This window comes from Streptococcus mitis bv. 2 str. SK95 (assembly GCF_000222705.1).
Lineage (GTDB): Bacteria > Bacillota > Bacilli > Lactobacillales > Streptococcaceae > Streptococcus > Streptococcus mitis_AY.
On record NZ_AFUB01000001.1, the window covers coordinates 14,508 to 26,767 of the forward strand.

Here is a 12,260-nt window from a genome sequence, read left to right on the forward strand (position 1 = left end):
TTACTTCTCCCTCGTTTGCAATAATTCTCTGGCTTGGGTAAGGGCCGCTTCTGTTACATTCTCCCCAGCCAACATCTTAGCTACTTCCTCTACTCGCTCTTCTAAAGTCAAGAGACGAACAGTCGAAACAGTTGAGTGTTCATCGCTAATCTTTTCAATGAAGAATTGATAATCCGCGATGGCAATCACTTGTGGAAGGTGAGAAATAGCTAAAACCTGACCATGCTGGCCAATCTTATGAATCTTTTGAGCAATGGCTTGGGCCACACGACCTGAGACTCCCGTATCCACCTCATCAAAGACAATACTGGTCTTACCTTCCTTACGAGAAAAGGCAGACTTGATAGCCAACATGAGACGGGATAATTCCCCACCAGACGCAACCTTAACCAAAGGCTTAAAGTCTTCACCAGGGTTGGTCGAAATGTAAAACTCGACCATTTCATTACCTTCTCGACTGAATTTGCCCTTACTAAAGCGAACCTGGAACTGTGCTTTCTCCATATAGAGGTCTTGCAATTCTTGCTTAATCTCAGCTTCAAGCTGCTGGGCTAAGTTATGACGAGCAGATGCAAGCTGACCTGCCAAATCGACAAGATCGACTTCCAATTTTTTGAGCTCTGCTTCCATGTCTTCGGAAGAAAAATTATTACCCGTCAAGAGATTGTACTCATCCGTAATCTTAGCAAAATAAAGCAGGACATCATCCACAGTCCCACCGTACTTGCGGGTAATAGTATTCAGAAGGTCTAAGCGATTTTCGACCTGCATGAGGCGATTGCCATCAAAATCCAAGTCCTCAATAATATCTTCCAAACGTTTGGTAATATCTTCTAAAACATAGTAGGTTTCTGATAGAGAATTTGAAATTTCACGGTATTCAGGGTCGTATTCTTCGACACTTTCCATGTCATTCATAGCGGAACGGACATTAGCAAGACTGGAGAACTCCTCATTGTCCAACATACTATAAGCATTGGTTAGCGTATCCGCTATATTCTTGTGATTGAGGAGTTTATCTCGTTCTTGGTTGAGAGCCAAGTCTTCACCTGCTTGCAAGTTTGCTGCCTCAATCTCTGCCATTTGAAATTCCAACATTTCAATACGAGACTTGTGTTCCTGCTGATTTTTCTTGACTTCAAGAACTTGTTTACGCATTTTGCGATAGGCGTCAAAGCTTGTCTGATAAGCTTGTTTGAGTTCTACAAAAGCTGCATCACCAAACTCATCCAACATCTGGATGTGGAGTTGCGGACGCATCAATTCCTCCTGGTCATGCTGGCCATGGATATCCACAAGGTGTTGCCCAATAGCACGCAAGACAGAAAGATTGACCATCTGCCCATTGACCCGACTGATGCTACGCCCGTTCTGTAAAATTTCACGACGGATGATAATCTCATCCCCCAATTCCAAGCCTTGCTCTTCAAAAAGTTCCTGTAAAAGGCGACTATTTTCAACCGAGAAAAGCCCCTCTATCTCTGCCTTAGGAGCACCGTGACGAATAACGTCTGTCGTTGCACGAGCCCCCAACATGAGATTCATAGCATCTATAATGATAGACTTTCCAGCACCCGTTTCCCCAGTCAAAACAGTCATACCCTTTTCAAAATTGAGGGAAATGGCTTCAATAATGGCAAAGTTTTTTATCGAAATTTCAAGTAACATATAAACCTACCAATTTTTTACTTGTTCAAACATTTCCTTGGCGTCTTCTTCATTTCTCAAGATAATCAAAATTGAGTTGTCGTCTGCCAGGCAGTTGAAAATTCTCTCTGAGAAAGTATTCATCAGCTGACTCTTGACAAAGGCAGTATTCCCAGGAATGACGTCCAGATTGATCATATTTCCCATGCGCTCAGAACCTACTATGTTATTCTCAGCCAACTGCAAACTTCTTACAATTGTTTTTGGCAATTCATAGATGTATTTATTGTTCTTCAAAGGAATTTTTACGATACCCAGTTCCTTAATATCTCGTGACACCGTCGCTTGAGTGGCAGAGATACCTGCTTCCTTTAAGTGCTCAACGATTTCTTCCTGTGTTCCGATTTGATAATCTGTTACAAATCTTCTAATTTTTTCAAGTCTTTCTTTTTTATTCATCTTTAAATTCTCTATGTGCTCTCTCTACAACTTTTTCTATTTCAGGGGCAACTTGGTTGCTTGCTCCCTCTTCCTTTTTCAAATATGCCAGAAATTCGATATTTCCATGTCCACCTTGGATTGGTGAATAGTCTAATCCAAGCACTGAAAAACCTTGCTCAACTGCCATAGCAGTGACTGATTCAAGGACATGTTGATGAACCTTGGCATCACGAATGATTCCATTTTTCCCAATCTGCTCACGGCCTGCCTCAAACTGAGGTTTGACAAGTGCTACAACTTGACCTTGATCAGCCAAAACACGATGCAAGGCTGGTAAGATCAGACTCAGGGAAATGAAACTCACATCAATACTGGCAAAGCTCGGTTCCTGCTTAAAGTCAGTCCTTTCAGCATAGCGGAAATTAAACTGCTCCATACTGACAACCCGAGGATCTTGACGCAATTTCCAAGCCAACTGATTGGTACCAACATCAACTGCAAAGACCAACTCAGCACCATTCTGCAACATGACGTCGGTAAATCCTCCAGTGGAGGCCCCAATATCAATCGTTGTCGCTCCTTCCACTGACAAGTCAAAGACCTGCAAGGCCTTTTCCAGTTTCAAACCACCACGACTGACATACTTGAGTTTTTCACCTTTGAGTTTTAGCTCGGTATCGTCTGGGATTTTCTCTCCTGGTTTGTCAAAGCGTTCTCCATTAAGAACATCCACAACAAGCCCAGCCATAACACCCCGCTTGGCTTGTTCTCGTGTCTCAAACAAGCCCTGTTTATAAGCTAATACATCCACTCTTTCCTTAGCCATTGATTCTCAAACTTTCTACTACTTTCACAATCGATTCTGTCTTAAAGGGAACCTGTTGGGCAATTTCTTCTAATTTTACATTAGCTTGATCCAGAGTTTGGTTACAAAAGGCAATGGCCTCCTCCAAACCCAACAAGGCAGGATAGGTTGACTTTTCTGCCTGCAGGTCCTTTTGTGGTGTTTTGCCGATTTCCTCAAAACTAGCTGTCACATCCAGCACATCATCTCGAACTTGAAAGGCTAGCCCAATCAATTCACCCACAGTTTTCAGTTTTGCTTGTAACTCTGGTGCTAATTCTGCTATGATAGCAGCTGCTTGAAAAGGATAGGCTAGTAACTTACCTGTTTTATTAGCATGAATGGTCTGGAGTGCGTCCAGAGACAAGTGCTGGTGTTCGCCCTCCATGTCCAGAACCTGCCCTGCAACCATGCCTAGACTTCCTGATGCTAGGGATAAGTTGGCAATCAAGTCCACCTTGATCTGACTTGGCAAATCTGCCTGCGCTATCAAGGCGTAAGGATCTAGGAACAAAGCATCTCCTGCTAAAATGGCTAATGCTTCGCTGAATTTCTTATGATTGGTCAAACGTCCTCGACGGTAATCATCATCATCCATAGCAGGAAGGTCATCGTGAATCAAGCTTCCTGTATGAATCATTTCCAAGGCCGCAGCCACCTGCGCGTGAGCTGGTTGGATTGCGACCTGCAAGGCTTCCAGAACTTCTAGCAAGAGAAAAGGACGAATACGCTTGCCCCCAGCATGAATGGAATAGAGAACGGACTCTCGTAAACTAGAAGCAATCTGCTGGTCTCCATAAAAATCTTCCAAGGCAGACTCCACAAGAGCTAATTTTTCTTGCTTCTTCATTCAAAATCACTTTCTGTTCCGTCTTCTTGCATGACCTTGACCAAGGTCTTTTCAGCCTTATCCAGCGTCGCTTGGAGCTCTTTTGACAAGACCATGCCTTTTTGAAAGGCAGCAATCGCATCTTCCAAAGCGATTTCACCATTTTCTAAACTTTGGACAATGGTCTCCAGTTCTGCTAGATTTTCCTCAAATTTCTTTTGTTTTGACATCTTTAACCTCTAATTCTACTTGACCATCTCGCATCAAAAGCGTCACTTGGTCTTTTTTCTTCAACTTCTCAACCGAATCCACAACTGTCTCCTCTTTTTTGACAATAGCATAGCCACGCGCCACGATTCGACTGGTATCCAACATCAGCAAGGCTTCCGAAAGTCGCTTGACCTCAGCAACCTTGGCATCATAAACTAACGCCATTTGGCTACGGAGGAGCTTGTCCAACTGACCTAGACGGTCTTGATAGCGTTGTATTTTGGTTATAGGTGATAATTGTACCAATTGATGCGTCCTTGCTTGTACTAATTGGTTGCTATCAGAAATCCGTGTTCGTAAACTTTGTTTTAATCGCAGTTGCAGTTGGTCCAATCGTTGCAAATAACCATCATACAAGCGCTCTGGCTGTCTAAAGATGACTGACTGACTGCATTTTTTCAAAGCTTCTTGTTTCTTAGATAGGACATTTCGGACTGCTGTTGCCATTCGTTTTTCTTGATTTTGCAAATGAGCCAAGAGATCCAACTCGGTCACTGGTGTTGCCAGTTCTGCTGCAGCCGTTGGTGTCGCAGCCCGACGATCCGCTACAAAGTCAGCCAAGGTCACATCCGTCTCATGACCAACACTGGAAATAATTGGCAAACGGGATTCAAAGATAGCTCTTACGACAATCTCTTCGTTAAAGGCCCAGAGATCCTCGATGGAACCACCACCGCGGCCAATGATGAGGACATCTAGGTCCTCACGCTCATTAGCACGCGCAATATTTCGAGCAATTTCCTCCGCAGCTCCATCACCTTGCACCTTGGTCGGATAGAGAAGAATATCAACACCTGGGAATCGTCTGCTCACGGTTGTGATAATATCTCGAATAACGGCTCCACTGCGACTGGTTACTACACCAATTCTCTTAGCAAACTGGGGAATAGGTTGCTTGAAGCGTTCTTGAAATAAACCTTCTTCTGTCAGTTTTTTCTTAAGTTGTTCAAACTGAATCGCAAGCGCCCCAATCCCATCAGGCTCAGCTTTTTCAATGATAATAGAGTAGCTCCCACTGGGTTCATAAACCTGAACACGACCAATCACATTGATCTTCATGCCTTCTTCTAGGTCGAAGCCTAATTTCTGATAAATCCCAGACCAGATGGTCGCTTGAATGACTGCTCGGTCATCTTTTAGGGAGAAATATTGGTGAGTAGGACGTTTACGAAAGTTGGAAACTTGACCAGTTAAATAGACCCGTTCCAAGTAAGGGTCTTTATCGAATTTCATTTTCAGATACTTGGTCAAAGTTGTTACCGATAAATACTTTTCCATCTCCACCTACTATTCATTTTCTTGCTTTTCCATGGGTATTATTATACCAAAAATATGATTAAAAATCTCCTTTTTCCTACCGAAACTACAGGAAAAATAGAAAAAGGAGGCCAGGCCTCCTCATCTGATTATTTGCTGTTACGAGCTTCTTCCAAAATCTTTGCAATTTTTGTCGTCAAAAGATCGATAGCCACGGTATTGCTGACTCCCTCAGGAATGACGATATCCGCATACCGCTTAGTCGGCTCGATAAACTGGTGGTACATGGGTTTGACCACACCCAAATACTGATCAATAACGCTATCTAGACTGCGGCCACGCTCTTCCATATCACGCTTGATACGACGAATAATGCGCACATCATCATCTGTATCCACAAAAATCTTGATATCCATCAAATCGCGCAGACGCTTGTCCTCCAAGACCAGAATCCCCTCAACGATAAAGACATCCTGAGGCTCCTGACGATAGGTCTTGCTACTCCGTGTATGCGCTGTATAGTCATAAGTCGGAATATCTACTGGACGACCCGCCAACAACTCTTTAATTTGCTCGATCATCAGATCTGTATCAAAGGCAAATGGATGGTCGTAGTTGGTTTTGACACGCTCTTCAAAAGTCAAATGAGACTGATCCTTGTAGTATGAATCATGCTCAATCATGGAAATCTTCTCATCAGGAAAATGTGATAAAATGGCCCTCGAAACACTGGTCTTACCACCACCAGAACCACCTGTCACTCCGATAATGATTGGTCTATTTTGCATGCTATCCTCCGTTTTTTTATCCGTGGTCTATTCTATCACATTTTTTGCAAAATTTATAGTCTGATTTTGGATAGATTATGGGTAACACTTCAAATCCCTACATCTCAGTTAGACTAGCCAAAAACCTTTCTCGGCTTGTAGAGATTGCCCCTTTTTTCTAGAATAGCTAGCAATTTATCGCCTTCAAAGGCAGCCAATTCCTTATCTGACTGATCAAACTCGATAAAACGACCAAAGCGCACTTCTGTAGCCTCTTCTGGACTTAGGAAAACTTTGACAAGGTCACCTGTACCAATCTCTAAAGGATGGAGAAAGTCCAGTTGCCCAGCCTCCACTTTTTCAGCAATTTCTTCCAAGGTCAAGGCATCTTCTAACTGCAAACCTGCAGCACTGGTACGTGTTAGGTGGGACATATGGGCCGCATAACCAAGCTTCTCTCCCAAGTCAACAGACAAGGTACGGATATAAGTTCCTTTGCTACATTTTACGCGAAAAGTGAATCGTGCAAGTTCGCCCTCATAAGAAATCGGACTTGTCCGCTCAAATTGATAAATAGTCACCTGACGTTCTGGACGCTCTATTTCCTGACCAGCACGCGCATACTCATATAGCTTGCGGCCATTGACCTTTACAGCCGAATACATAGGCGGAATCTGTGTAATAGGCCCAGTAAAGCTCGCAATCGTTTCATCGATAAGCTTTTCATCCAAGGGCGACAAAACAGGGGTCTCTGCGACCACTTCCCCACTAGCATCCTCTGTTATCGTTGAATAGCCCAGGGTGATTTCTCCCTCATAAACCTTACCCTCATCCTGCATAAACTCGACCATGCGAGTCGCCTTGCCAACCGCAATCGGCAAAACACCCACCACATCCGGATCCAGCGTCCCACCATGACCAATTTTCTTGGTTCCTAAAATCTTACGCAGTTTAAAGACCGCATCGTGCGAGGTCATCCCCGCTTCTTTCTTTAAGTTGATAATACCGTTCATGTGTTGCTTTCTCACTCCCCTTTCAGTGCTTCGAACTTCGCTTTCATAGTTGGATTTTTTCGGGTCAATTTTTTGACGGAAACATCTTCTAATTTATTGTTAGCGAGGCGGAGTTGGTTTTCGGATGTGGTTAGGAACTTCTTGACCTCTTCCATGCGTTTGATGGCCTTGTCGATTTCATCGATTGCTTTACCAAAGTTGGTCGAAGCAGAGTTGTAGTTTTTGGCAAAAGCTACTTTGAAGGCATTCAAGTCTTCTTCAAAATGCGTAATATCGATATTCTGCTCTCGCACTAAGGTCAACTCTTGTTTGTATTTTAGGGAATTAAGCGCCGCATTTCGCAGGAGACCAATTAACTGGATAAAGAACTGAGGACGAACCACATACATCTTTTCATACTCGTGGCTGACGTCAACAATCCCTGTGTTAAAGTAGTCGTTATCTGCTTCTAACATGGTCACCAAAACGGCATATTCACAGTTCTTCTCCCGACGGTCCTTGTCCAATTCCTTGTAAAAATCCGCATTCTTATGTTTTTTCTCTGTTCCGTCCGCTTCATTTTTCATTTCAAACATGATGGAAATGATTTCGACTCCATTTTCATCACTCTCGCGGAAGATAAAGTCCCCTTTGGAACCACGCGCAGAGACCTTGTTATCCTTCTCAAAGTAGGCATTTGGAAAGGCAAAACTACGGACCTTGTTAAACTCACTCTCTGCATACTGTTCCAGACTTTCCCCGATAGCTTTTGTAGATTGTTGGGCTTTGAAATTCTTGTAAAATTCGACTTGTTCACTAGCAGCCTTAAGCTGGGCTTCGTAATTCTGCTTGACAGAAGCTAGAGATAACTCATTTTCCTTTTCTTGCAAGAGGAGCTGATTTTTGACCTGATCGCGTTCTTTTTCTAGGTCAGAAAGGGTCTTTTGTAGTTGATTTTCATGCTCCAAACGCAAGGTGGCCAATTGGTTTTCCAAGGCCTGTACTTCCTTGTCCTTGGCCAATAAAGCCTCATGGCTTGTCTGTTCAACTTCTTTCTTGGCCAACTCTTTCTCTGTATCAAAGTTTTGGATTTGACTCTGCAATTGAGCGATTTCTTGATCCTTCTGAGCCAGTTTAGTCTGTTGCTCATTCATGGCCTTTTGCTCAGCCAAGGCCAGCTCCTGCTTCATCCGGTCGTGTAATTCCTTATCAAACTCTACCGTTCTCACTTGGGATAAAAGTTCGGCATACTGACTTTCATTTACTGTAAAGACTTCCCCACAGTTGGGACATTTGATTTCGTTCATAACTTTCCTCTTTCTAGACTTCTGTAACCATTATATCATGCCTGAGGGAAAATCAAAAACAGCGAGTCGAAACCCACTGTTTATATCTGTTACTTTAAATTTTTTCCAAGGCCAAACGCAAATCTTCAATCAAATCCTCTACATTTTCAAGACCGATCGACAAGCGGATTTGGTTTGGTGTGACACCTGCTGCTTCTAGGTCTTTTTCTGACAATTGACCGTGAGTGGTTGTCGCAGGATGGACAACAAGCGATTTGGCATCCGCTACGTTTGCAAGGTCAGAGAAGATTTCCAAATTATCAATCACCTTGCGAGCTTCTGCCTCTCCACCTTTAACATGGAAGGTAAAGATTGAACCCACACCTTTTGGCAAATATTTCTCAGCCAAGGCATGATATGGACTGTCAGCAAGCTTTGGATAATTTACCTTCTCTACCTTAGGATGGTTGACAAGGAAATCAACAATTTTCTCTGCATTTTGCACATGGCGTTCCACACGAAGTGAAAGAGTTTCAAGTCCTTGGAGCAAGAGAAAGGCATTAAATGGCGACAAGGCAGCACCTGTATCACGAAGCAATTGAACACGAACAGCGATAATAAAGGCTGCTGCACCAACATCCCGAGTATAGCTCAAATTGTGGTAACTTGGATCTTCCTCAACAAATTGAGGAAATTTCCCTGATGCTTCCCAATCAAAACAACCACTGTCCACGATGACACCGCCAATAGTCGTACCATGACCACCGATAAACTTAGTTGCTGAGTGGACTGCAATATCGACACCGTGAGAAAAGACATTGATCAAGTATGGTGTTGCAAAAGTATTGTCCGAAACGAGAGGAATTTGGTGTTTATGAGCAATCTCTGCCAATTTTTCCAAGTCAGGAATGTTAATCAAGGGATTGCCCAAGGTTTCAATCAAGACAAGCTTGGTATTGTCACCGATAGCTGCTTCTACTTCCTCCAAATTATCAACATCGACAAAGGTTGTTGTGATCCCATAACGAGGAAGGGTTTCTTTCAAGAGATTGAATGTTCCACCGTAAATAGTTGAGGCCGCTACTACGTGGTCACCTGCGTGAGCAAGAGCCAAAATAGTGTAGGTTACAGCAGCCATACCAGATGCTGTCGCTAGCGCTCCGACACCACCTTCAAGGGCAGCGATACGTTCTTCAAAGGCTGCTGTTGTAGGGTTAGTGATACGAGTATAGATATTTCCCGCTTTCTTCAAGGCAAAAAGATCCGCCGCCTCTTGTGTATCATCAAAAACAAAGGATGTTGTCTGGTAAATCGGCACTGCACGAGACTTAGTAGCTGGATCAACTACCTGCCCAGCATGTAATTGTAGGGTTTCAAATTTAAATTCACGAGTCATTTCACGACCTCCAAATAGCTTCATTACGGATATTGTATCATCTTGAGCCAGTCTTTTCCAATACCGTTTTTCTATATTTTGATATAAGGAACAACTATGACTAGTCTTACACCTCAAACAAAAAAGCACGATTAACTCGTGCCTGTTTTTTAATCTACATAAGTATCTTCATTTTTATTGAGGAAGGCGTAAGGTAAGCCCATCAAGAGACCTCCTCCGATAAAGTTCCCGACAAAGGTTACACCCCAGTGACGAAGGATATTAGGTATGTCAAAGTTAGCAATTGAATCAGCTGCAACACTGAACTTAACAATCGCAAAAGAAGCAAAGTTCGCAGCAATGTGTTCGTTTGTTAAGAATACAAACATGTAAATTGCAGACAAAACAAGCCAAAGTTTTGCCCCACCGTCTTTCACCAAAACGAATGAAAGAATGGCAATATTTACAAAAATATTTGCTAAAATACCTTCAAGCAAGACTAGCTCATTGGAACGGCCTAACTTCATCTCTACAACCCCGGAGATAAAACTATCATGAGTCAGATTTGCATAGGCTGCTGAGTGGGCAAAGCCCCAACCTGCTATCAAAGCTCCGATAAGGTTGAACAAGGTACAGTATAGTAAAATCTCAGCTGTTTTTCTCCAAGAGATTTTCTTCAAAAAACTACCCGCAGTTAAGAACATCATGTTTGAAGTTACCAACTCAGCATTCAAGAAAACAATGTAGGCCAATCCCCAAGCAAAAACGAATGGGAAGAGGAAGCGTCCACTGCCTGGTGCGATCTTATTAATCAAGTCAGCCCCAACTGCGCCCGCAGCCGTACTAAATGTTAAAAAAGCACCTGCAAACATGGAACGAATCGCATACTTAAACTTACTTTGGCTATAAAGACTTTCTTTCTTCTTGCAAGCAAATTCAATTTTTGAAATAAATTCTGAAGAGACCATAAAAAACTCCTAAAACTTTTATTTGTGAATATTATAACATAAAACACGCATTTTGAAAAGCCTTTCTTGTATCCGTTTTCTACAAAGAAAATCAAGGTATTGGGAATTCCATAAATCTCTCCTTTATCCATTAACAGAAAAACACTTCAACTTTTCAAATTGATCATCTAAAAATTCAAACTCAAATAGATGCCAGTCATCGAAGGTTTGCTCACAATAACTAACTGTTCCTTGATTGTAATCAATGATGGGTTTCCCCAGCTTGTTCTTCACATCTTCCTCACTGACATCTCCATACCTTTCCTTAAGATCAGCAAGCATGAAGTTGATGATTCTATTGATATTTTTCCGATAATTTTTTGCTAACAACTGAACTTTATCCATAAATCCACAATCAGGCTCCTCGTCCCAAACAAAGATCACTCCTTCATACTCATAAGTATATTGCGGCAAACTCTCATCAAAATTCATTTTTCACTCTCCAAATATTCCTACAACGATTAAAACATATCATCATAATGTTCACTTGCTTGTTGCACAAACTCGAAAATATTCAAAGATATGGGTTTCATTTCCAGTGAGCCTAATGCCCCCAAATCATTCATATAAATGGTATCGTCAGCATCTTTCTTTATAAAAAATGCGGCATCCCCATCTTGCCCAATCAGGAGAAAATCTGGTTCCCACTCTTCTATTTGGTAGGTGGAGTTTCTTTCTAGCAAATCTAACCTCGAATATAAGGTAATACCTGTATTCTCTATGACAAAGTCTCCTGCTTTGTCAATTTTGCTCAAGAATTCTGCGTATAGGTTTGGAAGTACCAAATCAATCTGATGATTCATTGTCAGCTCCTATTCTATTTTTCCTACTGCGAAAGCTCTATACCTCATCTTCACCTAGTTCTCTAAAATGTGAAATATGGTATCCAAAATAACACTTCCCCGATTTTCCTATGAAGATTCCTTGTCCAGCCATATTGGTAATTCCTCCCAAGAATATCATAGGAAGATCCTTGGCAAATGGAAAACTACTTGTTATGTCTTCTTTGAGCGTAACTAAAGACTTTTCTCTTAACCGACTCATTATCTATCCTCTCTTATACTAGGCATCCTTCGGTTTCTTACGATAAATCTTTCAACTTATCCATCTATTACAATTCTAATATGGTAGTTTTTAGTTTCATTCTTTAGATTCTTCACAAGGAGATCATTCTGTTTTGATTTGCCACAGAAAAATGATAGAATCTTTCTGTTTTTCTGTTCAATAAACACATGATACCTTGCCCCATTCAATTTGACACTTCGAATATATTTGACTTCAATCCTTTTGATGTTATTCAGCGGAATGATTCGCTTCACAAATACGAAAGCATTGTGAATATAAAGTCTCCCATTGGCAATGTGAAATGGGGCAAAAAAATTACCACCACTACGACGGACAATTATAAAACGTCGCCAAAAGATTAGTAAAAGAATAGAGGTTAATAAGTAAAAGGCAAAACTAAAGACAGGACTTTCCCACATCATTTTCATTCCAATCCAAAAATATTCGAACATGTATTATTCTCCTTTGAATGATGACTCT

The 12,260-nt window shown here is 41.9% G+C and carries 15 protein-coding genes; all 15 read right to left on the reverse strand.

All coding sequences use genetic code 11. The annotated features are described in order from the left end of the window. The 15 genes from recN to HMPREF9965_RS02855 all read right to left on the reverse strand — a co-directional run bounded on the left by recN (position 1) and on the right by HMPREF9965_RS02855 (position 12,232). Positions 1-1,668: a DNA repair protein RecN gene (gene recN, locus HMPREF9965_RS02785; protein ID WP_000923551.1), complete on the reverse strand. Its 1,668-nt coding sequence runs from the start codon at positions 1,666-1,668 to the stop codon at positions 1-3. 6 nt (positions 1,669-1,674) lie between these two features. Then, positions 1,675-2,106, reverse strand: coding sequence for an arginine repressor (locus HMPREF9965_RS02790; protein ID WP_001034389.1), 432 nt, complete (start codon positions 2,104-2,106; stop codon positions 1,675-1,677). Beyond that, positions 2,099-2,914: a TlyA family RNA methyltransferase gene (locus HMPREF9965_RS02795; protein WP_001041091.1), complete on the reverse strand. Its 816-nt coding sequence runs from the start codon at positions 2,912-2,914 to the stop codon at positions 2,099-2,101. The genes HMPREF9965_RS02790 and HMPREF9965_RS02795 overlap by 8 nt, the downstream gene beginning before the upstream one ends. Next, positions 2,907-3,782 (reverse strand): polyprenyl synthetase family protein, encoded by an 876-nt coding sequence (locus tag HMPREF9965_RS02800; RefSeq protein ID WP_000743836.1) that lies wholly within the window; start codon positions 3,780-3,782, stop codon positions 2,907-2,909. Before HMPREF9965_RS02800 ends, HMPREF9965_RS02795 begins: the two co-directional genes overlap by 8 nt. Next, the gene (locus HMPREF9965_RS02805; RefSeq protein WP_000043226.1) at positions 3,779-3,991 is read right to left on the reverse strand and encodes an exodeoxyribonuclease VII small subunit; all 213 of its coding nucleotides are present in this window, start codon (positions 3,989-3,991) and stop codon (positions 3,779-3,781) included. The genes HMPREF9965_RS02800 and HMPREF9965_RS02805 overlap by 4 nt, the downstream gene beginning before the upstream one ends. Further along, positions 3,969-5,309, reverse strand: coding sequence for an exodeoxyribonuclease VII large subunit (xseA, locus tag HMPREF9965_RS02810; RefSeq protein ID WP_000417498.1), 1,341 nt, complete (start codon positions 5,307-5,309; stop codon positions 3,969-3,971). Before xseA ends, HMPREF9965_RS02805 begins: the two co-directional genes overlap by 23 nt. A 128-nt stretch (positions 5,310-5,437) precedes the next feature. Continuing rightward, on the reverse strand, positions 5,438-6,076 hold the full coding sequence (udk, locus tag HMPREF9965_RS02815) for a uridine kinase (protein ID WP_001181369.1): 639 nt from the start codon (positions 6,074-6,076) through the stop codon (positions 5,438-5,440). Between the two features lie 113 nt (positions 6,077-6,189). Further along, positions 6,190-7,068, reverse strand: a complete 879-nt coding sequence (gene truB / locus HMPREF9965_RS02820) for a tRNA pseudouridine(55) synthase TruB (RefSeq protein WP_001013266.1) — start codon at positions 7,066-7,068, stop codon at positions 6,190-6,192. Between the two features lie 11 nt (positions 7,069-7,079). After that, a complete protein-coding gene (locus HMPREF9965_RS02825) occupies positions 7,080-8,354 on the reverse strand; it encodes a DUF2130 domain-containing protein (protein ID WP_001002652.1) in 1,275 nt (424 codons plus the stop codon). A gap of 94 nt (positions 8,355-8,448) precedes the next feature. Further along, on the reverse strand, positions 8,449-9,729 hold the full coding sequence (locus HMPREF9965_RS02830) for an O-acetylhomoserine aminocarboxypropyltransferase/cysteine synthase family protein (protein ID WP_000196378.1): 1,281 nt from the start codon (positions 9,727-9,729) through the stop codon (positions 8,449-8,451). Positions 9,730-9,878: 149 nt separating this feature from the next. Beyond that, complete coding sequence (locus HMPREF9965_RS02835; RefSeq protein ID WP_000254787.1) at positions 9,879-10,676, reverse strand: formate/nitrite transporter family protein; 798 nt, start codon at positions 10,674-10,676, stop codon at positions 9,879-9,881. A gap of 123 nt (positions 10,677-10,799) precedes the next feature. Next, positions 10,800-11,147, reverse strand: coding sequence for a hypothetical protein (locus HMPREF9965_RS02840; protein ID WP_001008301.1), 348 nt, complete (start codon positions 11,145-11,147; stop codon positions 10,800-10,802). A 29-nt stretch (positions 11,148-11,176) separates the two neighbouring features. Continuing rightward, positions 11,177-11,518, reverse strand: coding sequence for a hypothetical protein (locus tag HMPREF9965_RS02845; protein ID WP_001016377.1), 342 nt, complete (start codon positions 11,516-11,518; stop codon positions 11,177-11,179). A gap of 37 nt (positions 11,519-11,555) precedes the next feature. Beyond that, positions 11,556-11,759, reverse strand: a complete 204-nt coding sequence (locus tag HMPREF9965_RS02850; protein WP_000088816.1) for a hypothetical protein — start codon at positions 11,757-11,759, stop codon at positions 11,556-11,558. 56 nt (positions 11,760-11,815) lie between these two features. Further along, positions 11,816-12,232, reverse strand: coding sequence for a hypothetical protein (locus tag HMPREF9965_RS02855; RefSeq protein ID WP_000464448.1), 417 nt, complete (start codon positions 12,230-12,232; stop codon positions 11,816-11,818). Positions 12,233-12,260 lie beyond the last annotated feature (28 nt).

Excerpts from the sequence above, each read along its gene's own strand:
- recN (WP_000923551.1), bottom strand. The coding sequence starts at position 1,668 with ATGTTACTTGAAATTTCGATAAAAAACTTTGCCATTATTGAAGCCATT.
- HMPREF9965_RS02790 (WP_001034389.1), bottom strand. The coding sequence starts at position 2,106 with ATGAATAAAAAAGAAAGACTTGAAAAAATTAGAAGATTTGTAACAGAT.
- HMPREF9965_RS02795 (WP_001041091.1), bottom strand. The coding sequence starts at position 2,914 with ATGGCTAAGGAAAGAGTGGATGTATTAGCTTATAAACAGGGCTTGTTT.
- HMPREF9965_RS02800 (WP_000743836.1), bottom strand. The coding sequence starts at position 3,782 with ATGAAGAAGCAAGAAAAATTAGCTCTTGTGGAGTCTGCCTTGGAAGAT.
- HMPREF9965_RS02805 (WP_000043226.1), bottom strand. The coding sequence starts at position 3,991 with ATGTCAAAACAAAAGAAATTTGAGGAAAATCTAGCAGAACTGGAGACC.
- xseA (WP_000417498.1), bottom strand. The coding sequence starts at position 5,309 with ATGGAAAAGTATTTATCGGTAACAACTTTGACCAAGTATCTGAAAATG.
- udk (WP_001181369.1), bottom strand. The coding sequence starts at position 6,076 with ATGCAAAATAGACCAATCATTATCGGAGTGACAGGTGGTTCTGGTGGT.
- truB (WP_001013266.1), bottom strand. The coding sequence starts at position 7,068 with ATGAACGGTATTATCAACTTAAAGAAAGAAGCGGGGATGACCTCGCAC.
- HMPREF9965_RS02825 (WP_001002652.1), bottom strand. The coding sequence starts at position 8,354 with ATGAACGAAATCAAATGTCCCAACTGTGGGGAAGTCTTTACAGTAAAT.
- HMPREF9965_RS02830 (WP_000196378.1), bottom strand. The coding sequence starts at position 9,729 with ATGACTCGTGAATTTAAATTTGAAACCCTACAATTACATGCTGGGCAG.
- HMPREF9965_RS02835 (WP_000254787.1), bottom strand. The coding sequence starts at position 10,676 with ATGGTCTCTTCAGAATTTATTTCAAAAATTGAATTTGCTTGCAAGAAG.
- HMPREF9965_RS02840 (WP_001008301.1), bottom strand. The coding sequence starts at position 11,147 with ATGAATTTTGATGAGAGTTTGCCGCAATATACTTATGAGTATGAAGGA.
- HMPREF9965_RS02845 (WP_001016377.1), bottom strand. The coding sequence starts at position 11,518 with ATGAATCATCAGATTGATTTGGTACTTCCAAACCTATACGCAGAATTC.
- HMPREF9965_RS02850 (WP_000088816.1), bottom strand. The coding sequence starts at position 11,759 with ATGAGTCGGTTAAGAGAAAAGTCTTTAGTTACGCTCAAAGAAGACATA.
- HMPREF9965_RS02855 (WP_000464448.1), bottom strand. The coding sequence starts at position 12,232 with ATGTTCGAATATTTTTGGATTGGAATGAAAATGATGTGGGAAAGTCCT.